Genomic DNA, 25207 nt, shown 5'->3' with positions numbered 1-25207 from the left:
GTTACCCCCGAAAACGCTGCTGGTTTTGCAGAAACCACTGGTAAGTACTGGCAAGCCCTGCTTCCAGGGTGATTTCGTGATACCAGCCCAGTTGATGCAGGCGGGAGACGTCGAGCAGTTTGCGCGGCGTGCCGTCCGGTTTCGACGCATCGAAAACCACGCGCCCCTTGAAGCCCACCACTTTCGCCAGCGTCTGCGCCAGTTCGCGAATGGTGCAGTCGATACCGGTGCCAACGTTGATATGCGACAGCATCGGCTGGGTGTTCTCCTGCCAGACGTCGCGGTCCAGCTCCATCACGTGGATGCTGGCAGCCGCCATGTCGTCCACGTGGAGGAACTCGCGCATCGGCGTGCCGCTGCCCCACACCACCACATCAGATGCATTCTGCTGGGCGGCTTCATGGAAGCGGCGCAGCAGCGCGGGAATGACGTGCGAATTGCTCGGATGGAAGTTATCGTTCGGCCCGTACAGGTTGGTTGGCATCACCGAGCGATAGTCGCGACCGTACTGGCGGTTATAGGATTCGCACAGCTTGATCCCGGCAATTTTGGCAATGGCGTACGGCTCGTTGGTCTCTTCAAGCGTGCCCTGTAACAGCTCGCTTTCGCTCATTGGCTGTTTCGCCAGCTTCGGGTAGATGCAGGAGGAGCCAAGGAACAGCAGCTTATTCACGTTATGCACATGTGCGGCGTGAATAATGTTGCTTTCAATCATCATGTTTTCGTAGATGAAATCGGCGGGATAGGTATTGTTTGCCACAATACCGCCCACTTTTGCCGCCGCCAGATAGACCTGGTCGATCTGTTCGGTGGCAAAGAATTCATTCACTGCCTGGCTGTCGAGCAGGTTGAGCTCATCGCGAGTACGCAGAATCAGATCCACGTTTTCTCGCTGCTCAAGCTGGCGGACAATGGCCGAACCGACCATTCCCCGGTGGCCCGCCACAAAAATACGTTGTCTGGTCATTCTCAGGACTCCAGCGCGATCGCAACATCGTAGCCGTGGGATTTCAGCAGAGAGTGTTTCTTCGCCGCTTCGAGGTCTTTGGCAACCATTTCTGAAACCATTTCCTGCAAGGTGGTTTCCGGTTTCCAGCCCAGTACTTCATGCGCTTTGGTCGGGTCGCCCAGCAGGGTTTCCACTTCCGCAGGACGGAAATAGCGCGGGTCAACGGCAATGATGATATCGCCCGGTTTAACGCCTGGCGCATCATGGCCGGTGACAGAAACCACAATGCCCTTCTCTTCCACGCCGGTGCCTTCAAAGCGCAGTTTGATACCCAGTTGCGCTGCGGCCATTTCGACGAACTGACGCACGGAGTACTGCACGCCGGTGGCGATCACGAAATCTTCCGGTTTGTCCTGTTGCAGCATCATCCACTGCATTTTCACGTAATCCTTTGCATGGCCCCAGTCACGCAGGGAATCCATGTTGCCGAGGTACAGGCAGGACTCCAGGCCCTGAGCGATATTGGCAATCGCGCGGGTGATTTTGCGGGTTACGAAGGTTTCGCCACGGCGCGGGGATTCATGGTTGAACAGAATGCCGTTACAGGCATACATGCCGTAGGATTCACGGTAGTTGACGGTGATCCAGTAGGCATAGAGTTTGGCGACGGCATACGGAGAGCGCGGATAGAACGGCGTGGTCTCTTTCTGCGGAATTTCCTGCACCAGACCGTACAGTTCAGAAGTAGAGGCCTGATAGAAACGGGTTTTCTTTTCAAGGCCGAGGAAGCGAATGGCTTCCAGCAGGCGCAGAGTGCCCATGGCATCCACGTCGGCGGTGTATTCCGGGGATTCAAACGAAACGGCCACGTGGCTCATCGCGCCAAGGTTATAAACTTCGTCCGGCTGCACTTCCTGCAGGATACGGGTCAGGTTGGAGCTGTCGGTCAGGTCGCCGTAATGCAGGTGGAATTTCGGGTTGCTGGTGTGCGGATCCTGGTAGATATGGTCAACGCGTTCCGTGTTAAAAGAGGAAGCGCGGCGCTTAATGCCATGCACTTCGTAGCCTTTTTCCAGCAGAAGCTCTGCCAGGTAAGAACCATCCTGACCGGTTACGCCGGTGATGAGAGCGACTTTTGACATGTTTTTATCCTCTGTACTTATCAGAAATTAATCAGTTTCAACGCGTTCGCGTATCACCACTGCGGGGTTGCCACGGCAAATCACGTTTGCCGGAAGCGATTTAAAAACGCTGCTTCGCGCACCAACGATGGTGCCGTCGCCAATTTCAATGCCGGGGGCGACAAACACATCCGTCGCCAGCCAGCATTTCTCGCCAATCACAATCGGTGCGGCGGTAATATCAAAATGTTGACTCTGGAAGTCATGGCTTCCGGTACACAAATAACACTTTTGTGACACCACCGAATTTGCGCCGATGGTAATATCGCCCAGCGTATATAACACGGCGTCATCGCCTACCCAGGCATAATCACCGAGGGTTAGTTTCCACGGATAGGTAATTTTTACCGAGGGTCGGATGACTACGTTTTTTCCTATTTTTGCGCCAAACAGGCGTAACAAAAATGCGCGCCAGCGATAGAGTATTTGCGGCGACCAGGCAAACAACGTAGATTGCACCGCCCACCATAATTGCACTTTAATACCCCCCGCCCCACGAAAATTCTTCGGCACGGAGAATCCCGATAAATCTTGCATACTTTTTCCTTATATTCAGGATTTGTTATATAAGGCTTTCGTTTTTCCGGTAGTGCGCAGACGTAATAAATAAGACAATTCCGTCAGAAGTTTTGGCATACGTAATATTTCACGCTGAACATTTTTTGCATCCTGACACAACTGTAAATTATTAGTGGTTGACACGCCGCCCATCGAAAATTCAGACACCAGCCCTTTAATGCGTTTAAAGGCATAGCCTGCTTTATACATTTTGGCGGCCAGCGCATAATCAGATGAAACGCGATATTGCATATCATATGGATTTTGTTTCAACCCCACGGTGGGGAAGAAGATAGCCTGATGACTGGCGGGCAGGCTGTGGTAAATATACCAGCCACTTTTCGCCCGACGGGTTAACTGCGTGCCATCACCAAAATCGAGCATCGCATCACCCAGATACATCGCATCATCTTTTTTATTACGCAGCTGGCGCACAAATTGTGAGACATCCTGATGAAACACATCGCCGGAGTTCAGGAACAGCGCAAACTTGCCTTTCGCCATCGTGATGCCTTTATTCATCGCATCGTACAGGCCGTTATCCGGCTCGCTGACATAACGTAAGTTGTACTGTCTGTTACGTTTTTCCAGAAACTCCGCCGTGCCGTCAGCCGACCCGCCGTCGACCACAATCCACTCAAACTGGATGCTCGGATCGTTTGCCAGATGCGCCAGTGAGCGCCAGGTTTTGACGATGCCGTCATGGTTACGAAACGCGACGGTAATGACACTCAGCAGCATTGTTTTTTCCACCTTATCCGCTGTCTGCCATATTGAGTGCTTTACGCAAAATAAATGGACAGACAATTAAAAATGCATATTCCGGGCTAAATATTGAACCGGTAAAAAACAGCGATATTGGCGTAAAAAGAAACAACTGCACTCGGAAATTGCGATTATTCCCAAAAGCGTTAATTGTCATCTTTCCGACATTAATCATGTACCATGCCGTCAATATCACTGCGAACCACGAAAAATAAATAATGAGCAGATACAAACCATTGTCTATTGTTTTTCCGACATCCGCACCGTTAAAGATTCCGAATGATGCCACATATTCGTAAAGAGAACCGAAACGCACAATGCCATCAATATTGGTCAGCGAGTAACCGACCATCACCAGCGGGCCAATAATACGGTAATAGGATGACGAACCTTCCGTCCCCAAATCACCCAGGCGCTCAGATATATATGGAAAGGCAAACACTAAACCCACTAAAAATACGGCCAGTGAGATAATCGCCAACGGCAGTTTTTTCTTAATGGCATCTTTGTTCAGATACTGGAAAGCCCACTCCAGCAAATAAAACAGGATAAACGTCATTACCCCGGAAAATGATCCTGAAAGAATTATCCCTGCCAGAATCATAGCATCTGCCTTAGGGGTTTTGATACCGAACTGTTTGATACAGAGCCAAATTGAGATTAACGCCAGAGCGAAGAATGCCGGTTCGAAATAAAGTGCGGTGGTACGCTTACCGCCGAACTTGATAAAATTCAGAACATAGCTGTTACTGTATATAAGATATTTCGAAATCGTCTCCATCAGGCTACTGCCACCGGAGACAATAATTTGCAGCATCTCGACGGCCGCCAGCATGACGATGACGCCTATCACCATATAAAAACCACGCAAAATTTTGCGGTGGTTATGCGGCGAAATCACCTTGAAGCGAATACTCCACACCATGCCGACAATAATCACGATGTAGACAAACAGCATCGTCGAGGTAACGTACTTGCTGGCATCGTAAGACTGGCCGAACAGATAGTTAAACAGCGTCAGCCCTGCCCCCGCGCCGAGCGCAATCATCAACTTTTTCAGGTTAATCAGGTCAACGTAGAGTAAAAGCAGCAGCGGCAAAAAAGTAACGATGGTTATCGGGAAACTCTCGCCGAGCTGGGCAATTTTAACGTTAACCAGCAGGTAGATTAGCGGTAGCAGCAGATAGCTACAGATTCTGATAGAACGAGACATACTCCTCCAGCATCTGTTGACCACTGTAGGCCTGGCGGCTACGGGCGCTGAACTGCGCAAGCGTGGTGCCGAAAATCGCCTGTGCAATCTCCGCTTTCGGTAACTGCGCGAGACGCAGCACGTCGCTGTCATCAACCGTGTGCCCACCCGATTTATTCAACACTTCCTGCGCGGCATCGCTGTGCGTCGCAATGACCGGCACGCCAATCGACAACGCCTCGCACAGAATAAGCGGGTAGTTATCGACGCGTGAGCTGAACAGCAGCGCATCCATGCCGTTGAGTTTGCTCATCAACTGACGTTTATCGGTCAGGAAACCGTGATTCACCACGTTATCCGCGCTGAAGGGTGAGAATTTACCGAAGGTATGTACTTCCACGTTATCACCGAGGGCAATCAGCGCCTGCACCAGTTGCTGATTAGTTTTCCCGTCGTAACGCAGATCATGCGCCACCACGGCAATTTTCGGACGCTGCGCGTTTGCCGCTTTGGGCTGAAGATCGGCCAGAATGGTTTCTGTCGCCACATCAATGCCGTTATTAATCACCAGACAGCGACCCGCGCCGTACAGGCTATTAAACGCGTCGGCCACGTGATGGCTCGGGGAAATAAAGTTGCAGCCCAGCGCCAGCATCTGGCGAAACAGCGCGCGTTTTTCATCGACCTGCTGATGGGCGCGATCCACCTTCACCGGCGGGTAGTTACTGAGGGTCGGGCACTGCGCGCAGTTGCTCTTCCAGCCTTCACAGCCGTCGAGAAACGCGCAGCGACCGGTGACGCTCCAGTGATCGTGCAGCGTCCAGACGAACGTCACGTCGGGTTTATGCGCTTTCACCCGCTGGCAGAATTTCACCACCTCTGCCAGATTGAGCCAGTAGCTGTGCAGCACATGAAAATGCAACACCACCGGGCCGGTCGTGCGCGTCACCGTGCGATACAGCCCGTTCAGATTACCGAACAGATCGCGGTTAAACAGACGAAATAGCGCCAGATTGGCTATCGAGGTGGCTCGCGCCGTATGTTTAATCACATTCGGGTAGCGGTCATGGCTTTCGCTTTTTTTGCCGCCTTTGCCATAACCGTAGATAAACTGCGAGTTCATACCCTGGGCCAGCGCGCGCTGATGAAGATCCAGCGCCACGCCTGCCGCGCCGCCTTCCGCCAGGCGAACGTTAAATTGCATAATATTCATTTCAGTACCTTCACCCGCGCTTTCTCACCCACCACCAGCGCATGGTCGGGGATGTTATCCAGCACGACGCTGCCTGCGCCGATGGTGACCTGATTACCGATGGTGATATCGCCGATAATCACCACGTTGGCGCCGAGTTCAACGCCGTTGCCAATCACCGGACACGCCAGGCTGTTTGGCCCACGGTTACCAATGGTGACGCCGTGGCGAATGGTAAAATCATCGCCCGCCACCACGTTCTTATTGATGACCACGGCATAACCGTGGTGAATGGTGAAGCGTCGGCCAATCGTCGCGGCGGCCTGAATTTCGTAGCCAAACAGACACTCGGTCACGAAGCGGTAGAGCAGCAGCATCGGCGCAGCCCACAGATTGTTGAGCACATTTTTCTTGCGCCACACGGAGCAAAAATGGGCGATGCGATACGCCATTACCATGCAGCACGGGCGCAGGCTCCAGCTGTTCGCACGTAAATCTTCCAGCATGATTATTTCCCCCGCAGCCCGTCAGCGAGGCGTTTGCCGTTGCGCACCGAAAACAGAGTCAACAACGTGCGCCAGTTCATGCGTTTATTGCGGATCTGATACAGGGTGAAGAGCTGGTATTTCTTGCTCGCCCGGTCAAATTTATCTTTGTGCTTGCGGTAAAAATGGAAGTAGCCGGAAAACTTTTTCGGCGAATTGGTGATTTGCATCTCGCCGTGGTTGATGTGCAGGATCTGCGTCGCTTCTTCGATTTTCCACGGCTCGCCGTAGGCCACCACCATGCGCAGGAAGATGTCGTAATCCTGCGCCGCTTTCAGTTGCGTATCGAACAGGCACTCTTTGAAACGCCACGCCGAGCTGAACACCTGGTTGCCGACAATGTTGCGTTTATAGAACAACTTGCGGGAAAACGGCGATTTCGGATACAGCGGCAGGCTCGCCGGCTGCGAGTAGACTTCGCCCTGGCAAAGATAGTCGTTGGCATACAGAAACGCGTGAGTCACCAGTTGGTGTTTTTGTTCGAGAAACAGCGACAAACGGTTTGGCGTCCATTCATCGTCATCATCAATACCGGTAATAAACTGGCCTTTCGACTGCATAATGGCCTGGTTACGCACCGCGCACGCGCCGGAATTCACGTCGTTATGGATGTAGCACACACGGGGGTCGTTCAGGTCGGTGACAAACTGCTGAAGCTGTTCGTACGATTCGGAGCAATCATCGACGATGATCATCTCCCAGTTCGGGTAATCCTGGCGCAGCACCGATTTGATGGCGCGGATTGCCAACTGCTGGCGATTCCAGGTCGGCATATAGATAGAGATCAATGGATTTTCTGTGGTCATGAGGATCCCCCGGAGAAGCAAAGTCATGGCTGACATGCCGGATGGCGACGCATTCGCGTCTTATCCGGCCTACGGGTCGAATCGTAGGCCGGGTAAGCGCAGCGCCACCCGGCACGCTGCACGTTATTTAGAATCAGATTTATATTCGTATTCGTAGTAGCCGTAATCCTGATAGCCCGTCGCGCGACGGAAGATGGAGTTCAGGATCACCCCTTTCACTTCGATGCCGTTTTGCTCGAAGCGGCTGAGGCTGGTTTCCACTTCTTTCAGGGTGTTCACCGCGTAGCGCGCCACCATCAGGGTGGTACCGGCATGACGACCCACAATCGCCGCATCGGTGACGGCCAGGATTGGCGGCGTATCGATAAGGATCAGGTCATAATGGGCGCTGGCCCAGCTCATCAGTTCGCTGAATCGCTCGCTCATCAGCAGCTCCGACGGATTCGGCGGTACCTGACCGCGCGGTACCAGGTCAAAGTTGTTAATCGAGGTGCGTTTCGCGCAGGACGCAATATCCGCTTTCCCCACCAGCACGTCCGACAGACCGTTATCGTTGCTGGTCCCCAGCAGTTCGTGGGTATAGCCTTTACGCATATCACAGTCGATCATCAGCACGCGCTTGCCGGTCTGGCTTATCACCGCCGCGAGGTTGGCGCAGACAAAGGTTTTACCGATTGACGGGCTAACACCGGTCATCATCAGCACCTTGTTGCCCGCCTGCATCATGGCGAAGTGCAGGCTGGTACGCAGGCTGCGCACCGCCTCAATCGCCAGATCGGTCGGGTTACCGACTGCCAGCAGCTGGCTCTGTTTATAGCGCTTCACGCCTTTCACCGTTTTCACGCTGTCACGCGCTTTCTGCCACTCGGACAGCGGAATGCTGGCGTAAACATTAATGCCGTGCTCTTCCAGCACCTGCGGGCTTTCGATACCACGGTTAAACAGCGAGCGCAGCAGTACGCCAACGATAGAGAGCATCAGGCCAAGGATCAGACTGCCAAGAATAATCAGCGCTTTCTTCGGCTTCACCACGCCCGGCTGAGCGATCGCCGGGTCGACGATGCGCACATCGCCCACGGTGCTGGCCTCGGTGATTTTCAGCTCCTGCTGTTTATTCAGCAGTTGCATGTACACCTGCTGGCCGGATTCCACATCACGCGTTAAACGCACAATTTCCTGCTGCGTTTTCGGCATCGCGGTCACCCGTTTTGACAGGCGCGCTTTCTCTTCTTCCAGCGCCCGACGTTTTTCCAGCAGCGTGCGGTAAGCCGGGTGAATACGCGTGTAGAGTTTGGAGATTTCCGCTTCTTTGAAGGTCAGTTCATTAAGCTGCGCGTCAATGTTAACCATTGAATCGAGCACGGATTTCGCTTCCAGCGGCAGGTCAACGGAGTCTTTCTGCTGGCGATAGGCGTTGAGGTTGTTTTCCGCAACGTCGAGATTGTGGCGCACCACCGGCAGCTGTTTGTCGAGGAAGGCGAGGCTTTTCGCCGCCTCTTCAGATTTTCGCGCCACGTTCTGTTCAAGATAGTTACGCGCAATGCTGTCGAGGATCTTGCGGATCTGCTCTTTATCTTCCCCGGTAATACTCAGGGTCAGCACGCCGGAATCTTTACCATCTTCCGTGACGCTCAGGCTGTTTTGCAGCGAGTTAATCATGCCGAGGGTGGAGAATCGCGTCAGGGTAAACGATGCGCCTTCATGGGCGGCGATCGCCGTCACCAGGAGCGACACGCCGCCTTTCTCCAGCGGTTTGCCTACTTCGCCCTGAGCACTGAAACCGTCGTCATTGCTCAGCTGATAGCGCGTCGGGCTCAGCACTTCCAGCGTAAAGGTGCTTTCCGCCATCGACTGCGGGCGATTAAAGGTGGTGACTTTGACCGTTTCGTTTTTGCGCCCCATCAGGCGATCCCACCCTGCGCCAATCAGCGGGAAGGTGTTTTTCTCAACCGAAATATCGAGGTCAAGGTCGTCAACGGTTTTGCCCAGCACCAGACGCGAGGTGATCATTCTGATCTCCGCATCAGATGCCGGCGGCTTATTGCTCAGAGCGCTGCTGATATCCTGCACCAGCGCGCTGCCCTGATTTTGTTCAATGCGCACCAGCGCATCAGCACTGTAAATCGGCGTTGCAAAAAGGGTATAGATGATGCCCACCAGCGTAAACACACCGGTAATACCGAGCACCCACCATTTCGCTTCGATGACCGTGCCCACCAGACGACCAATATCAATTTCATCACTGCCCGTGGCCTGCGGGGCTATCTGTTTTACTTTTTCTGTCATTGTTATCCCTGCTGAGCTTTCAGTGCCTGCGCCCACTGTTGAGCAGACCGGTCGAGTAACTGATACACCGCTTCAAAGGCTTCGCGGCTTTTGCGATAGGGATCGGGAATGTCGCGTTCATCATCCCAGTGCCCAAACAGCATCACCTTGCCGCGCATTTCCGGCGCGATGTCATGCAGTTTCGAGATGTGGCGGCGTTCCATTGCCAGAATCAGGTCATACTCCCGGCACATCGCGCCGGAAATTTGGCGGGCGCAATGCCCATCCAGAGAGAGTTTATGGTCTGCTGCCACGCTCACCGCGCTGGCATCTGCCCCCTTCCCCACCAGCGCGCCCAAACCTGCGGACGCAATGGTGAGTGAAGGCAAATGGCTTTTCAGCAGACGCTCCCCCGTTGGGGAACGGCAAATGTTCCCCACACATACCACCAAAATTTTATTAAACATGGCCGCTTACCAGGTGTGAATGTCTTTTGCCGTGTCCGTCATGTAGCGAACGCCACTGATGGTCGGCAACAGTTGGTTGATGAGACGGTTCCAGCGCGTTACCGGCGCGGTCGTCACGTACACGACGTCATACGGTTGCAGCACGAAGTTGGTCGCCATCACCAGCGAGGTCGCATCGGACATATCGAGCTGATAAACATTCGCCATCTTGCCGTTGTTGCCCTCTTTGGTCGGACGGATCACGAAGATGCCGCTGGCGTTCGAGGAGGTGAGATCCAACCCTTCCGCCTGGCCCAGCGCTTCGGTCAGCGTCATGCCGCTGAAGTCCATTTTGAGGGTGCTCTGTTTCTTCACTTCACCCATCACGAACACTTTCAGGTCGTCGTTACGCGGTACGAACAGAATGTCGCCCGGATAGAGCAGTCGGTTCTGCTTCAGGTCGCCGTTTTGCATCAGCGCCTGAATCGAGATGCGCTCTTCGCGCCCGTTATGCGTCAGCACCACGTTGCGCCAGTCGGCCATATCGGTCAGGCCGCCTGCGGCGTTGATGGCATCCAGAACGGTCAGCGGCACGTTAGTAATCGCCTGCTGGCCCGACTTGTTGACCTGTCCTGACACATACGCTTTTTGCGAGCGGAAGGCGGCGACGTTCACATCGACCTGCGGGTCGGTGATGTAAGCGGCCAGACGCTGGCTGACAACTTGACGGATTTCAGAGAGGGTTTTGCCTTTCACATCGACTTTGCCGATGTAAGGATAAAAAATGGTGCCATCAGGCTGTACCCAGTTCCCGGTGTCGCTGGAGCTGCGGTATTGACCTGCCGGGGTGGTGAGTTCCGGGTGATCCCAGACGGTGACGTTCAGTACGTCGCCCGGCCCCACGCGATACTGGTAATTGCTTAACTCCTGATCCAACGATGTGTTCGGTTGCGCGACATTCGGTCGCGGGCGCAATTGTTCAATCAGTCGCGGGGTCAGCGGATAAACATTCACCATCTTGTCGATATCAAAATCAGCATCTTGCTGCTTAATGACATCTTTTCCGTAGGTAGACATATTGCTGCCAGGAAAGACGGTGCAACCACTCATAAAGGTTACCGACACCAATAATGGCATCAATTTTAGTTTGGATTTCATCATTGATTATTTATCACTTTGGCAGAGAAATTATCCTGTGCGAATTAAATAAACCCGAACATCTCAATTACCTGAGCATTCAGAATGCATTTAATCGTGCGTGAATATAAATGGCATATATCCTAAAAAAGATCGTATTCATCCGCAGGCTATTGACAGAATAATCGAGGCTGATTATCTCGCCTTCAGGCACGCTACCGCCCTTGGCTTTAAGCTACCAAATCACCTAAAATTCAGAATGTTAGAAATAAGTCTACATTTTCGGCAATGAATAAAGATTATTCCTGGCATAAAACTTTTCGGCTAATAAATATCTAGCGGATACGTTCCCATGCCCTTTATCATTCAATGCCGGAAGAATTGTTACAGCAATGCAAACAGCAGGCAAGGTAACGACGGCTTAAAAATAGTTTTTAAGAATAATATTAAGCGCCACAAAAACGATTTTTTAGGATTTTATTTATATTGACATAAAGCAATTACCCGCACTGCCGTAACACTATTTTCAACAGATATTGGTCATTGCTATAATAAACTGGAGTAACAATAAGGTTTTATTACTTCCGGTTACGCAATTTTAGTCGGACAAATCTCAGGGAAACATTGCAATTTGCCCCGGCTTTATCCATGATCGAAGTGTGACAAATGTCATATGACTTAAGGTATTAAACAACGTATGGAATGGATTGCCGATCCCTCAATCTGGGCGGGTCTTATCACGCTTGTCGTCATCGAGCTCGTTCTCGGGATTGATAACCTGGTGTTTATCGCCATCCTGGCAGAAAAACTGCCTCCGGCGCAGCGCGACCGCGCACGCGTCACCGGCCTGATTCTGGCAATGCTGATGCGTCTGGTGCTGCTGGCCTCGATTTCCTGGCTGGTTACCCTCACCAAACCGCTTTTTGTGTTCCGCGATTTAAGCTTCAGCGCGCGTGACCTCATTATGCTGTTCGGCGGCCTCTTCCTTCTCTTTAAGGCCACCGTCGAACTTAACGAACGGCTGGAAGGTAAAGACAGCGATAATCCCACCCAGCGGCGCGGCGCGCGTTTCTGGGGCGTCGTCGCACAAATTGTGGTGCTGGACGCGGTCTTCTCGCTCGACTCGGTCATTACGGCGGTCGGGATGGTGGACCATCTGGCGGTCATGATGGCAGCAGTGATTATTGCCATCAGCCTGATGCTGCTCGCCAGTAAAGCCCTCACCCGCTTCGTGAACAGCCACCCGACTATCGTTATTCTCTGTCTCAGCTTCCTGCTGATGATTGGTTTCAGCCTGGTCGCAGAAGGTTTTGGCTTCGCCATTCCGAAAGGTTATCTGTACGCGGCGATCGGCTTCTCGGTAATGATTGAAGCCCTGAACCAGCTGGCCATCTTCAACCGCCGTCGCTTCCTGACGGCGAACCTGACGATGCGTCAGCGTACGACCGAAACGGTGATGCGTCTGCTGAGCGGACGAAAAGAGGACGCCGAGCTGGATGCCGATAGCGCATCGATGATTGCCGACCATCGTGACGATCCTATCTTCGAACCGCAGGAAAGGATGATGATTGAGCGCGTGCTCAACCTCAACCAGCGTACCGTCAGCAGTATCATGACCTCGCGCCACGATATCGAGCATATCGACCTCAGCGCCCCGGAAAGCGAAATCCGCGCGCTGCTGGAGAAAAACCAGCACACGCGTCTGGTTATCACCGGCGGCGATGATGAAGAAGAGCTGTTAGGCGTGGTACACGTAATTGACCTGCTGCAACAGTCGCTACGCAATGAGCCGCTGGATCTGCGTGCGCTCATCCGCCAGCCGCTGGTGTTCCCGGAAACGCTACCCCTGCTCTCCGCACTGGAACAGTTCCGTAGCGCGCGCACCCACTTCGCGTTTGTGGTCGATGAATTTGGTTCGGTGGAAGGCATTGTGACGCTCAGTGACGTCATGGAAACCATCGCCGGTAATCTGCCAAACGAAGTGGAAGAGATTGACGCCCGCCACGATATCCAGCGCAACCCGGATGGAACCTGGACGGCGAACGGCCATATGCCGCTGGAAGATTTGGTGCAGTACATTCCGCTGCCGCTGGATGACAAACGTGAGTATCACACCATTGCCGGGCTGCTAATGGAACATTTGCAACGCGTACCGAAAGCGGGTGAAGAGGTGCAGATTGGCCCCTTCACGCTGAAAACGTTGCAGGTCGAAAGCCACCGCGTGCAAAAGGTTCAGATAATCCCACCGTCGCAGGAAGAGGATGAACTGAACTACGAGGTGTGATTTCTATAAGGGCTGATTATTAATCAGCCCTTTACTCTTCTTGTCTTCTATCAATTTTCCCGCACATTTCTTCTGCCCCACCGCACACATTTGCCCTACGCTTATAGACGAGCCCTTTTTCAGGTGGGCCATGACCACCGCATTCATTAATGAGATAACATTATGGAATTAAAGGATTATTATGCGATTCTGGGGGTTAAACCAACGGACGATCTGAAGACTATCAAGACCGCCTACCGCCGCCTGGCGCGCAAATATCACCCCGATGTCAGTAAAGAAAACGATGCCGAAGCCCGCTTTAAAGATCTCGCCGAAGCCTGGGAAGTGTTGAAAGACGAGCAGAAGCGCGCCGAATATGACGAGCTCTGGGCGCATCGCAACGATCCGCAGTTTGGCCGCCAGCAGCAGGGCCACGAGCAGAGCTACAATCAGCAGGATTTTGACGATATCTTCTCTTCGATGTTTGGTCAGCAGGCGCATCACGCCCGCCGCCAGCGCGCCTCGCGCGGCCAGGACCTGGAAATTGAAGTCGCTGTGTTCCTCGAAGAGACGCTGGCCGAGCAGCAGCGTACTATCAGCTATAAGGTGCCGGTGTATAACGTCTTCGGCATGGTTGAGCAGGAACTGCCGAAAACGCTGAATGTGAAAATCCCTGCGGGGGTCAGCGACGGGCAACGTATTCGCCTTAAAGGCCAGGGCACGCCGGGCGAAAACGGCGGGCCAAACGGCGACCTGTGGATGATTATTCACATCGCGCCGCATCCGCTGTTTGATATCGTCGGCCACAATCTGGAGATCGTACTCCCGCTAGCGCCATGGGAAGCTGCGCTGGGTACCAAAGTGGAAGTGCCTACGCTTAAAGAGAGTATTCTGCTGACCATTCCAGCGGGCAGTCAGGCTGGACAACGGCTGCGTATTAAGGGCAAAGGCCTGGTCAGTAAAACCGTCACCGGCGATCTGTTTGCGGTGATTAAAATCGTGATGCCGCCGAAACCGGATGAGAAAACGAGCGCGCTGTGGCAACAACTGGCCGAGAGTCAGGCCAGCTTCGACCCGCGTAAAACCTGGGGGAAAGCATAATGACTACCGTTACCGTAACCTTAACCGTCACTGAGTTTTGTCTGCGCACGGGCGTGTCGTCCGAGGAGCTGGATGAAATTGTCGGTCTGGGAATGATTGAACCGCGCGTCTCGCAAACGCAGGAGTGGCTGTTTGATGACCATGCGGCGGTAGTTGTGCATCGCGCCGTGCGCCTGCGTCATGAGCTGGAAATCGACTGGCCGGGGATCGCCGTGGCGTTGACGCTGCTGGATGAGAATGCGCGACTGGCGCGGGAGAATGCACTGCTGAGGCAAAGGCTGGAGCGGTGGTAGGCGAGGCCCCTCACCCTAACCCTCTCCCTGTACGGTCCGGGGACATGGTAGACAGGTGTTCGGGGACATGGTGAACACTTTTTAACATCCTTTACCCATGGAGATCGACCTTTTCTTCAGGTCGATCTCCCCCACTTTTGTACTGTACCACCACACTTCATAGCAGCCATCCTCCTGCGTCTCCTTCAGCCCGACCCGCTCTCCCCTGAACGCATTGCCTGCCTTCAGACTGATACCTTTTATGCTCAGCTTCCCGCTGATATCGACCTTCCTCACCATCACCCCTTCATCATATTCCGGTGGCGTAATGCTGTCGCTGTACTGCCTTGCAGACGGCTGATACCGCGAGGCCGGAACGGCCATACCCAGTGCTTCATGGGGCCGTTCAAGGTTATACACCGTACGCCAGTGGTCGAAAGCTCGCTGCAGCTCTCCGCTGTCTGTGAACCACTTACCCTGCAGTACTTCCGCCTTCAGGCTGCGGTGAAAACGTTCCAGCTTGCCCTGTGTCTGCGGATGATATGGCCGGGAATGCCCCACCCGGATACCCTGGCGCATCAGCCACAACTCAAGTGCCGTCCAGGTGCCGGTGGTGTCGCCCCACGGTGAGCCGTTGTCCATCGTCATCCGGTCTGGCAGCCCGTAGCGTTCAAACACGCTGACCAGCTGCTGCTGCACGGTCTCACGGCGTTCATCGGTGCAGGGTGCCAGACACAGGGAGAAACGAGAGTGGTCGTCCAGCAGGGTGAGCGGATGGCAGCGGCCCCCGCCGAAGGGGAAGTGGCCCTTAAAATCCATCTGCCAGAGTCGGTTCGGCGCGTCATGTTCGAAGCGCCCTGTGGCCGTAATGCCCGGAGCCGTGCCCGGTAGCAGACCGTGACGGGCCATCAGGTTATGGACGGTGCTGGAGGCGGGCATACGGTGCCCCTGGTCTTCGAGCCAGCGCTTTATCTTGCGGGCGCCCCAGCGCTCATGACGGGCATGGGCGATGCGCAGCAGGTCAGTGATATCATCCGGAGAACGGTTGGGAGAGTGATGAGGTACGCGGGGACGGTCCAGAAGACCGGATGCGCCTTCCTCAGCCCAGCGACGAAGCCACTTGTAACCGGTGGCGGGAGAAATGCCGTAGTGACGGCAGAGGGAACGGATGTTCGCCCCGTCTTGTGAGGCGAACAGAACAAACTCGGAACGTAATGACATGGTATCTCTCGCATCCCAGGGCATAAGCGACTCCATAAACGGGTTCTTATGCCTTAGTTGTAAGTGTCTACCATGTCCCCGAACAAGTGTTAACCATGTCCCCGGACCGTACACTCCCACAGGGAGAGGGGACAGAGTGTGCTAATCTACATGTTCTGCGCGGGTTTTCTCCCTCTCCCTGTGGGAGAGGGCGTGGTGAGGGGTAGTATGTCTTAATGACTCTCTAAAAACTGCTTCACATCCTTCCCTGACTGGCGGTCTTTATTCTTCTCCGCCCAGTCGCTCAAGCGGCGGCGTGCTTCGCTTTGCAGATGTTTGCGCAACGCCTGGTCAACCTGAAGGCTGTAATTAAGTGCCTGCCATTTGCCGTAGACGCGCAGTGGGATAGCCGTTTCTTTCAGGATTTGCACCAGCGAGCTTTGCCCCTGCCAGCCGTCAACCACGCGGACGTTAAACTGCATGTCGCCCTCTTCTTTGACCAGATCCAGCGCACCCTTGCCATCAACCGCCAGCAGCGGCGATTCGCCCTGCATATCGCTCAGGGTCAGTTTGCCATGGTCAAGGCTGAATGCGGTCGTCAGGTTATCAAGACGTGTGGCGCTGTCGTAGCTTTCCTGTGCTTTGACATCCGTACTGTGCTCGACCGCCTGCTGCACCAACTGCTGGAAGTTCAGACCTTCCGCCCGCACGTCTTTCAGAGAGATATCCGCCTTCCCTTCCCAGTTGCGACGGAAGCTCTCCGCGTCAATCGCCGTACCGGCAAACTCGCCGTCCAGCGTTAAGCGCCCGGTCAGTTCGATAGGATAGTTAAAGGCTTTCAGCAGGCTGCCAATCTGGACGTTTTCAAGCTGCGGGTGGAATTCCGCCGCCGGCGTTAATTCCCGGGCATCTAGCTGGCCAGGCAGAGAGAGTTTTCCGCCATCCAGCGTGCCCTCAAGCTGGGTAATATCCAGCAGACCACGCTTGTTGGTCGCCTGATGCACCACATTGGTGAAGTTCATTCCACGCCAGGTCACCTGTTTTGCTACCAGCGAAATAGCGCCATCAAAGCTTTTCAGGCCGCTGTACTGCGGAACGCTGTCGCTGTCGGCAATGACCGGGCGAGCCTGTTTTGGCGCGCTCTGGGCCTGCTGACCACCGTTGGCGTCGGTTAATGTTGCGCTACGCGTTAACAGATTATCGAGATTGAGCTTGTCAGACTGCAAATCGAGCGTCCATACAGGATGGTCGCTCAATACCACGCTGCCAGAGCCGCGCAGTGAGCTGTCGTTCGCCGTGAAGTTGATGTCGCTGAAGCTCAGCGTTTTCTGCTCTTCCTGCCAGCGCGCATTCACGCTACCGGCACCGCTAATGCCCTGCGAAGGCAGGTCAGCGCCCTGGAGCTGCCAGGTAATTTGCGAAAGCTGCGCGTCCAGACGGTGCGGATAATCTCCGGCCTGGATACGCGCGGTCAGCGCCAGCGCTAAATCGCGCTGATCGCGATTGATGCGGCCAGAAAAATCGAGCGTGGCCAGATGATGTTCGTCCTGCTCCATCTCCAGACGAATATCACGTACCGTAACCTGTTCATCATCGGCATGCTGGAACACCAGCACGCTATCGGCCACTTTGAGGCGAGAGATATCAAATGACCAGCCGCGATCTTCCGGTACCAGCGGTAAGGTGTTTTCTTTCGGGACTACGGGCGCATGTTCAACCGGCGCGGCTTCACTTTGCGGCGTTAACTGAATTACCCCGCCCTTAAGCATCACCTGCTTGACCTGCAACTGATGCGAAAGCAGCGGCAGCAGCGCCACGTCCAGACGCATGTTATCGGCGCGAACCAGCGGCTCCGTTGCGCCCGGCGCGGTGAGACGCATTCTGCCGGACAAAATGCTGAGCTGCGGCCAGACGTGCCAACGCAGCGGGCCATCCAGTTGAAGCTGATAGCCGCTGCGTGCTTCGACCTGCCGCACCATATAACTGCGGAAGTCGTTCGGGTTGACCAACAGAACTAACGCCGAGAGGCCGGCGATGAGCACCACCAGCAGAATCATCAGCGTCGTTAAAATACGTCTCATGGCATCCTCACCAGACCAGCTTCAACTCAGTCTTTATCGATACGACTGGCGACCGCGCCCTGCTGGTCACGGTACTTCGCGTCTTCACGACGGTTGTAGGGGCGTGCAGCCGGGCCGGAGAGCGGCTCGAAGCTCAGCGCGCCAATCAGCATCCCCGGACGCAGCGCCAGCGGCAATTTACCGGAGTTATAGAATTCAAGAACGATACAACCGGACCAGCCCGGATCGATACGGTGCGCGGTCACGTGAACCATCAGGCCAAGACGCGCAAGGGAGGAACGCCCGTCAAGCCAGCCGACTAAATCCGCAGGCAGCGTGACAGATTCCAGCGTCACCGCCAGCGCCAGTTCGCCCGGATGCAGATAAAATGCATCGCCTTCTGCGAGAACGATCTCTTCGCTCATTACGCGATCGAGCGCCGCGCTCACTTCCGCTTTCGGGCCGCTTAAATCAATATAGGCGGCGGTATGACCGCTGAAGGTACGAAATTTATTACCCAGGCGCACATCAACCGTCGCGCCATTAATACGCTCAACGGGAGGACGCGGGTTAATCGCCAGTCGGCCTTCATCCAGCCAGGCTTCAATATCTCGGTCACACAGACGCATGCCATTCTCCTTTGGTACAACCAGCCCCCATTGTGTGATGCGCGGGGGCGATTACTGCACGTTACACAATTCGCGTGAGTTATTCAAAAAACTGACTAATTTTCGCTTTAAGAATATCAATTGCAATGCGGTTTTTCCCGCCACGCGGCACGATGATATCGGCATACTGTTTGGAGGGATCGATAAACTGCAGGAACATCGGGCGAACGGTTTTCTGATACTGCGCCATCACCGAGTCCATTGAACGGCCACGCTCGTTAACGTCGCGCTTAATGCGGCGCATCAGGCAGATATCCAGCGGCGTATCGACGAAAATCGAGAAGCTCATCTCTTCACGCAGACGCGCTTCCGTCAGCAGCAAAATACCTTCAAGAATAATGACTTTTTTTGGTTCGACGTGAACCGTCTCGGCGGTGCGGGTATGTTCTACATAGCTGTAGACCGGTAATTCGATGGGTTCGCCGCGTTTGAGCATTTGCAGATGCTGCAATAAAAGGCTGTGATCCATCGCGTTCGGATGGTCATAGTTGGTCTTAACACGCTCTTCCATCGACAAATGACTTTGGTCTTTGTAGTAGCTGTCTTCGGGAATAACGCCAATGTGTTCATCACCGACCTGCTCACGTAATTCGCGATACAGCGTGCTGGCGATAAGACTTTTACCCGAAGCCGATGCGCCGGCGATGCCTATGATGACGCACTGATGAGACTTATCAGTCATAAATTTTTGCGACCTGATTAACCTGGATGATAAGGAAGGACGACGCCAGAGCGTCAAACGCGGCAATTATAGGGATTTCACGCCCGCGATACCAGTCGAATGCGCGTGATTACGCGGGGGGAAAGCGAAAAGTCCCATTACGACTATTGCCCTGGGAGGCGAAAGCGTGCGCTTTCCAGCCCCATCGGGTTGCGCAAGCCCGGTCTCGGTGCTATCAATTTATGTGCTACCACCATATTAATTATTAATGCTTTGTACTAGCATGACGTCATCTTCTATCAGATTAATCTGAAACCCGCCTGACGGCGCTCTTCGCGAAAATGGTAATGAATAAAGTATCCCGGCCAGTATTCGTTGTTCCTACTCACCCTGTGCTCCGTCTGGCCAGTCTGGGGTTGGTGACGTTCATTTTTACCCTTTTTTCGCTTGAGCTGACGCAACTTGGCGCCCTGCTTGCGCCGCTGTGGTTCCCGACGTCGGTCATGATGGTGGCGTTTTATCGCCACAGCCGCAGAATGTGGCCCGCCATTGCTATTGCCTGTACGCTGGGCAATGTGGCGGCATCGCTGGTGCTCTTCCCGCTGCACGAGCTAAACCTGATTTACTCCGGTATTAACATCGCCGAAGCCGCCGTGGGCGGCCTGCTGCTGCGTAAGCTGTTACCGTGTTATAACCCGCTGCAAAATCTGCATGACTGGATCCGCCTCGCCATCGGCAGCGCGCTGATCCCGCCGCTGGTCGGCGGATTGTTGGTCTATCTGCTGGTGCCGAGCGATAACCCGCTGCAATCATTTATTGTCTGGACGCTTTCTGAAGCCATTGGCGCGCTGGCGCTGGTGCCGCTGGGGCTGCTGTTTAAGCCGCATTATCTGCTGCGTCATCGCAACCCGCGCCTGCTGCTGGAAACGCTGCTGACGCTGGCCGTGACCCTCGCGCTTAGCGCGCTGTCGATGATTTATATGCCATGGCCTTATACCTGCATCATCGTATTACTGATGTGGAGCGCCGTGCGCTTACCGCGTATGGAAGCGTTTATGGTTTTTCTGTGCACGGTGATGCTGGTGTCGCTGATTATGTCGGACTCCACGCTCTCGCAGCACGTTTCCGTCGTCTATACCGTTACCAATGCGTCGTGGATGCCGTTTGTGATGATTCTGCTTCCGGCAAACGTCATGACCATGGTGATGTACGCCTTTCGTGCCGAAAGCAAGCATATCGTTGAAAGCGAAGAACGTTTCCGCAATGCGATGGAATACTCGGCAATCGGTATGGCGCTGGTGAGTACGGAAGGACAGTGGCTGCAGGTAAACAAAGCCCTCTGCCAGTTCCTGGGCTACAGCCCGGATGAGTTCCGCGAACTCACCTTTCAGGAACTGACCTTACCGGAAGATTTAGATTCCGATCTGCATCAGCGCGACAGTCTGGTACGTGGTGACATCAACACCTACACCATGGAGAAGCGCTATTACACGCGTCAGGGCGAAGTGGTTTGGGCACTGCTGGCCGTATCATTAGTGCGTAACCCGGACAGCACGCCGCTGTACTTTATTGCGCAGATTGAAGATATCGACGAACTGAAAAAAACCGAGCAGGTCAATCAACGTCTGATGGAACGGATTACGCTTGCCAATGAAGCGGGCGGCGTGGGAATTTGGGAGTGGGATCTTAAGCCCAACAAAATCAGCTGGGATAAACGCATGTTTGAGCTTTATGGCGTGCCTTCACATATCCAGCCCACCTGGCAGATTTGGGAAGCGTGTCTGGTCGAGGAAGATCGCGAAAAAGCGACCCGCAAGGTGCTGAACTCGCTGAAATCCACGACGCCATTGATGCTGGAATTTCGCGTAAAATTTAAGGGTAAAATTCGTCATATTCGCTCGCTTGCTAACCGCGTGCTGAATAAGCAGGGCGAAGTGGAACGCCTGCTCGGCATTAATATTGATATGACTGAAGTGAAAGAGTTGAACGACGCGCTGTTTCAGGAAAAAGAGCGTTTACACATCACGCTTGATTCCATCGGCGAAGCGGTCGTCTGTACTGATATCAATATGAATATCAATTTTATGAACCCCGTCGCGGAGAAGATGAGCGGCTGGACACAGCAGGAAGCGCTGAATAAACCGCTACTTTCTGTCCTGCATATCAGCGTGGGCGATCACGGCCCGCTGATCGGCAACTTTCGTACGGGCGATCTCTCGCGTAGCGATATTGACGACGATTTGGTCCTGCATAGCCGCCACGGCGGCAGCTTCGATATTCAGTACAGCATTACCCCGCTGAGTACCCTGAACGGCGAAAATATCGGTTCGGTACTGGTGATTCAGGATGTCACCGAATCGCGCGAGATGCTGCGTCAGCTCAGCTACAGCGCTTCGCACGATGTCCTTACCCATCTGGCGAACCGGGCAAGTTTTGAAAGCCATCTTAAGCGCCATCTGCTCAACATTGATAACGCGCAGGAACGTCATGCGCTGGTCTTTATCGATCTCGACCGCTTTAAGTCCGTCAACGATAATGCCGGTCATGCTGCCGGTGATGCCCTGCTGCGAGAGATTTCAGCGCTGATGCTCAGCCTGGTACGTAAAGGCGATATTCTTGCCCGACTGGGCGGCGATGAGTTCGGCCTGCTGCTGCCGGAGTGTAAAGAAGAGGACGCGCACGATATTGCGCAGCGGATTGTCGACGGCGTAAATACCTACCCCTTTACCTGGGAAGGCCGCACGCACCATGTCGGCGCCAGCGCGGGGATCACCTTCATCGACCGGCATAACACCAATCTAACTGACCTGCTTTCGCAGGCCGACATCGCGTGCTATGCCTCGAAAAACAATGGCCGTGGTCGCGTGACAATATACGGCGCGCACCCGGATGCCATGCCGCGCGTCCACAACCGCTTCTCACAAAAAGAGTAACCCTTACGGGGCCCAGCCTTCCGTATACCAGATATGTAGCAGCGCATAAGAGCGCCAGGGGTGCCAGCGCTCGGCATAGCGGCGGATCTGCGTGGGCGTCATACCGGGGAAACGCTGCTTAATCAGATAATCATCCGGCAGAAACACATCGCTGGCCTGCCAGCCGCGCAGGGCGAAATAGTTCGCCGTCCAGCGACCAATCCCGGGGAAACTTTGCAGTGTTTTCATTCCCTGTTCGATATCGTCGGGCGCGGTGATCGGCAGTTCCCCGGATAAGGCAGCGCTTGCCAGATAGATAAGCGATTCCGCCCGCCTGAGCGGCATGCCCAGCGCCTTGAGCTGCTGCGGATCGGCATTGATCAGTTGTTCTGGTCGCGGGAAAAGGTAAAAGCCGGGGAAATCAGGCAACGGCTCGCCAAATGCGATAGCCACTTTGCCGGTTAATTTTGCCGCCATCGACACGCTGACCAGTTGCCCGAGTATTGCCCTGACGCCCTGCTCGAACGCATCCATGGATCCCGGTAAGCGCAACCCCGGTCGCGCACTTGCCAGCGTGCCCAGCGTGTCATTAATGGCCTGCGGCGCACAGTTGAGATCCAGCAGTCGCGAAATCCGCGCCAGGCAACTGTCGGCCACGGGTAATAACCCTTCCGAAAGCGTGACCCGCAGCACCTGTCGCGATTCATCCGACGCCATGGTGATGACGCCACGATGCCCGTGGTATTCAAAACTGCGCGTGTAGCGACCCGCCTCAAAACGCTCAATACCCGCCACCGCACGCGCCTGTAAAAATCCCCACATCCACGGCCAGTCGTAGGGTGCCTGCCACGATAATTCGAACATAATTTCTCCCTGGTTTGCGCCTACAGCATAGCGGCAAACCGGCTTTTGTTCCTTGCTTTCATATTCCGACTTGTCGTCAGGAAAAAATGCAAGTAAAGTCGCCCCCCTTCTTCACCGGCATGGGGATTTAAAGGTGTTTATTGGTTTTGACTACGGTACGGCAAACTGTTCAGTGGCGGTGATGCAGGAGGGAAAACCTCGTCTGTTGACCATGGAAAACGGCAGCACGCTGCTTCCTTCGATGCTCTGTGCCCCCACCCGCGAAGCGGTCAGCGAATGGCTCTACCGCCATCATCAGGTTCCGGCTACCGGCGATGAAACCCAGGCGCTGCTGCGCCGGGCAGTCAACTACAATCGCGATGAAGATATCGACGTACTGAGCAACAGCGTGCAGTTTGGCCTCGCCTCATTGCGCCAGTACATCGACGATCCGGAAGAGGTCTACTTTGTCAAATCGCCAAAATCATTCCTCGGCGCAAGCGGGCTGAAGCCGCAGCAGGTGGCGGTATTCGAAGACCTCGTGTGCGCAATGATGCTGCATATTCGCCAGCAGGCGCAGGGTCAGTTGCCGGAAAGCATTGATCAGGCGGTCATTGGTCGACCGATTAACTTCCAGGGGCTGGGCGGCGATGACGCTAACGCACAGGCGCAGGGCATTCTGGAACGTGCGGCGAAACGCGCTGGTTTTCGCGATGTGGTATTCCAGTATGAACCCGTGGCCGCCGGGCTTGATTTCGAAGCTACGCTGGATAAAGAACAGCGCGTGCTGGTTGTCGATATCGGCGGTGGTACCACTGACTGCTCCGTATTGCTGATGGGGCCGCAGTGGCGTGAAAAGCTCGACCGCGAACAGAGTCTGCTCGGCCACAGCGGTTGCCGCGTCGGCGGGAACGATCTCGACATTGCGCTGGCCTTCAAAAGCCTGATGCCGCTACTCGGGATGGGCGGTGAAACCGAAAAAGGCATCGCACTGCCGATTTTGCCCTGGTGGAATGCGGTAGCGATTAACGACGTTCCGGCACAAACCGATTTCTACAGCAGTGCCAATGGCCGCATGCTGCGCGACCTGGCGCGCGACGCCCGCGATGCCGAAAAAGTCGCCCTGCTCTATAAGGTGTGGCAACAGCGCCTGAGCTATCGCCTTGTGCGCAGCGCGGAAGAGAGCAAAATTGCACTCTCCGATCGCCCGGAAGTGGCAACGACCTTGCCGTTTATCAGCGATGAACTCGCTACCGCCATCACCCAGCAAGGGCTGGAAATGGCCCTGGACCAACCGCTGGCGCGCATTATGGAGCAGGTGCATCTGGCACTGAACGAAAGCGCAGAGAAGCCCGATATCATCTATCTGACCGGCGGCAGCGCCCGTTCCCCGCTGATCAAAAAGGCGCTGGCGGAGCAACTGCCGGGTATCCCGATTGCCGGTGGCGATGATTTTGGCTCGGTCACCGCCGGTCTGGCCCGCTGGTCGCAGGTGGTGTTTGGTTAAGGCTTACCAGGCCATTGACTTCTTCGGGATGCAACCCTAAATTAAGGAGTGAGGGTAAGGGAGAGGTTTCCCCCTCCCCCTGGTGTCTTAGTATGCTGGGTAGCTAATCACTAAGAGAATGACCAGTCTCATCATAACCCTTTCCTTATTTAAGGCCCCTTCTTCGGGAGGGGCTTTCCCTTTTCAGCCCCCTGCTGAACACCTTTTCTGCAATGCCTCTGCACCATTTGTGACCGTATGCGGCAACTGCTATCTGCGCCGCAAAGTAAGCCGCGCACGATTGACTTCCCGTGGATGCAACCCTAAATTAAGGAGTGAGGGTTAGGGAGAGGTTTCCCCCTCCCCCTGGTGTCTTAGTAAGCCTGGAAGCTAATCACTAAGAGAATCACCAGTATGATGACCAGTTTCATCATAACCCTTTCCTTTTTAAGGCCCCTTCTTCGGGAGGGGCTTTCCCTTTTCAGCCCCCTGCTGAACACCTTTTCTGCAATGCAGCGATTCTGGATGCACTCTAACGCAGCCCACCTCTGCTGTGCTGCCTGCGTGTCAATTCCCCGAGCGGCCTCGCAAAGCGTTCATGATTCGGACGATTCGTCCCCGTGTTTCATATTTCCTCCATTTTTTCCGACCATCCGGTAACTAAACTAGTATCATTCCGCGAAATGGTTCAGGACGAGAAACTCA

General features: G+C 54.5%; 22 protein-coding genes. 5 read left to right on the top strand and 17 right to left on the bottom strand.

The window, feature by feature from the left end:
* Position 1: 1 nt before the first annotated feature.
* From fcl to G163CM_RS02840, 11 genes are all read right to left on the bottom strand, one after another.
* The gene (gene fcl, locus G163CM_RS02890) at positions 2-967 is read right to left on the bottom strand and encodes a GDP-L-fucose synthase (protein ID WP_231826848.1); all 966 of its coding nucleotides are present in this window, start codon (positions 965-967) and stop codon (positions 2-4) included.
* Between the two features lie 2 nt (positions 968-969).
* Positions 970-2091: a GDP-mannose 4,6-dehydratase gene (gene gmd, locus G163CM_RS02885; RefSeq protein ID WP_015963835.1), complete on the bottom strand. Its 1122-nt coding sequence runs from the start codon at positions 2089-2091 to the stop codon at positions 970-972.
* Positions 2092-2118: 27 nt separating this feature from the next.
* Positions 2119-2667, bottom strand: a complete 549-nt coding sequence (gene wcaF / locus G163CM_RS02880; protein WP_231826847.1) for a colanic acid biosynthesis acetyltransferase WcaF — start codon at positions 2665-2667, stop codon at positions 2119-2121.
* Between the two features lie 15 nt (positions 2668-2682).
* The gene (gene wcaE / locus G163CM_RS02875; RefSeq protein WP_231826846.1) at positions 2683-3429 is read right to left on the bottom strand and encodes a colanic acid biosynthesis glycosyltransferase WcaE; all 747 of its coding nucleotides are present in this window, start codon (positions 3427-3429) and stop codon (positions 2683-2685) included.
* Between the two features lie 13 nt (positions 3430-3442).
* Positions 3443-4666, bottom strand: coding sequence for a colanic acid polymerase WcaD (gene wcaD / locus G163CM_RS02870; protein ID WP_015963832.1), 1224 nt, complete (start codon positions 4664-4666; stop codon positions 3443-3445).
* Positions 4641-5858, bottom strand: a complete 1218-nt coding sequence (wcaC, locus tag G163CM_RS02865) for a colanic acid biosynthesis glycosyltransferase WcaC (RefSeq protein WP_231826845.1) — start codon at positions 5856-5858, stop codon at positions 4641-4643. Before wcaC ends, wcaD begins: the two co-directional genes overlap by 26 nt.
* Entirely contained in the window at positions 5855-6343 is a 489-nt protein-coding gene (gene wcaB, locus G163CM_RS02860; RefSeq protein ID WP_015963830.1) for a colanic acid biosynthesis acetyltransferase WcaB, read from the bottom strand. The genes wcaC and wcaB overlap by 4 nt, the downstream gene beginning before the upstream one ends.
* A gap of 2 nt (positions 6344-6345) precedes the next feature.
* Complete coding sequence (gene wcaA, locus G163CM_RS02855; RefSeq protein ID WP_231826844.1) at positions 6346-7188, bottom strand: colanic acid biosynthesis glycosyltransferase WcaA; 843 nt, start codon at positions 7186-7188, stop codon at positions 6346-6348.
* Between the two features lie 123 nt (positions 7189-7311).
* Positions 7312-9474: a tyrosine-protein kinase Wzc gene (wzc, locus tag G163CM_RS02850; protein WP_231826843.1), complete on the bottom strand. Its 2163-nt coding sequence runs from the start codon at positions 9472-9474 to the stop codon at positions 7312-7314.
* A gap of 2 nt (positions 9475-9476) precedes the next feature.
* A complete protein-coding gene (gene wzb / locus G163CM_RS02845; RefSeq protein WP_231826835.1) occupies positions 9477-9920 on the bottom strand; it encodes a low molecular weight protein-tyrosine-phosphatase Wzb in 444 nt (147 codons plus the stop codon).
* Between the two features lie 6 nt (positions 9921-9926).
* Complete coding sequence (locus tag G163CM_RS02840; RefSeq protein WP_015963826.1) at positions 9927-11060, bottom strand: polysaccharide export protein; 1134 nt, start codon at positions 11058-11060, stop codon at positions 9927-9929.
* 673 nt (positions 11061-11733) lie between these two features.
* On the opposite strand from G163CM_RS02840, the gene G163CM_RS02835 reads away from it, so the two are divergent.
* The 3 genes from G163CM_RS02835 to cbpM all read left to right on the top strand — a co-directional run bounded on the left by G163CM_RS02835 (position 11734) and on the right by cbpM (position 14693).
* A complete protein-coding gene (locus G163CM_RS02835; protein WP_231826833.1) occupies positions 11734-13320 on the top strand; it encodes a TerC family protein in 1587 nt (528 codons plus the stop codon).
* 162 nt (positions 13321-13482) lie between these two features.
* The gene (gene cbpA / locus G163CM_RS02830) at positions 13483-14400 is read left to right on the top strand and encodes a curved DNA-binding protein (protein WP_015963824.1); all 918 of its coding nucleotides are present in this window, start codon (positions 13483-13485) and stop codon (positions 14398-14400) included.
* Positions 14400-14693 (top strand): chaperone modulator CbpM, encoded by a 294-nt coding sequence (gene cbpM / locus G163CM_RS02825; RefSeq protein WP_015963823.1) that lies wholly within the window; start codon positions 14400-14402, stop codon positions 14691-14693. The genes cbpA and cbpM overlap by 1 nt, the downstream gene beginning before the upstream one ends.
* A gap of 81 nt (positions 14694-14774) precedes the next feature.
* Here the strand turns inward: cbpM and G163CM_RS02820 are convergent, their stop codons facing one another.
* The 4 genes from G163CM_RS02820 to udk form a co-directional block, all read right to left on the bottom strand.
* Positions 14775-15917 carry an IS481 family transposase gene (locus G163CM_RS02820; RefSeq protein WP_420851344.1) on the bottom strand — a complete coding sequence of 381 codons (1143 nt, stop codon included), beginning with the start codon at positions 15915-15917 and terminating at the stop codon, positions 14775-14777.
* 188 nt (positions 15918-16105) lie between these two features.
* Positions 16106-17953, bottom strand: a complete 1848-nt coding sequence (asmA, locus tag G163CM_RS02815) for an outer membrane assembly protein AsmA (RefSeq protein WP_231826832.1) — start codon at positions 17951-17953, stop codon at positions 16106-16108.
* Positions 17954-17979: 26 nt separating this feature from the next.
* Positions 17980-18561, bottom strand: coding sequence for a dCTP deaminase (gene dcd / locus G163CM_RS02810; protein WP_015963821.1), 582 nt, complete (start codon positions 18559-18561; stop codon positions 17980-17982).
* Positions 18562-18640: 79 nt separating this feature from the next.
* Complete coding sequence (gene udk, locus G163CM_RS02805) at positions 18641-19282, bottom strand: uridine kinase (protein ID WP_015963820.1); 642 nt, start codon at positions 19280-19282, stop codon at positions 18641-18643.
* A gap of 326 nt (positions 19283-19608) precedes the next feature.
* Here udk and G163CM_RS02800 point away from each other — a divergent pair, with 326 nt between their 5' ends.
* The gene (locus tag G163CM_RS02800) at positions 19609-22194 is read left to right on the top strand and encodes a diguanylate cyclase (protein ID WP_255689932.1); all 2586 of its coding nucleotides are present in this window, start codon (positions 19609-19611) and stop codon (positions 22192-22194) included.
* A gap of 3 nt (positions 22195-22197) precedes the next feature.
* Here the strand turns inward: G163CM_RS02800 and alkA are convergent, their stop codons facing one another.
* Complete coding sequence (gene alkA, locus G163CM_RS02795; RefSeq protein ID WP_231826830.1) at positions 22198-23037, bottom strand: DNA-3-methyladenine glycosylase 2; 840 nt, start codon at positions 23035-23037, stop codon at positions 22198-22200.
* Positions 23038-23170: 133 nt separating this feature from the next.
* Between alkA and yegD the strand changes: the two genes are divergently transcribed.
* Positions 23171-24523 carry a molecular chaperone gene (yegD, locus tag G163CM_RS02790; RefSeq protein WP_231826829.1) on the top strand — a complete coding sequence of 451 codons (1353 nt, stop codon included), beginning with the start codon at positions 23171-23173 and terminating at the stop codon, positions 24521-24523.
* Positions 24524-24876: 353 nt separating this feature from the next.
* Here the strand turns inward: yegD and ibsA are convergent, their stop codons facing one another.
* Positions 24877-24936 (bottom strand): type I toxin-antitoxin system Ibs family toxin, encoded by a 60-nt coding sequence (gene ibsA / locus G163CM_RS02785; RefSeq protein ID WP_074430376.1) that lies wholly within the window; start codon positions 24934-24936, stop codon positions 24877-24879.
* Between the last annotated feature and the right edge of the window lie 271 nt (positions 24937-25207).

It is taken from the genome of Pseudocitrobacter corydidari (assembly GCF_021172065.1).
GTDB classification, from domain to species: Bacteria; Pseudomonadota; Gammaproteobacteria; order Enterobacterales; family Enterobacteriaceae; genus Pseudocitrobacter; species Pseudocitrobacter corydidari.
The sequence above is the reverse complement of the archived record's forward strand: the minus strand, read 5'-3'. Positions and strand labels throughout refer to the sequence as shown.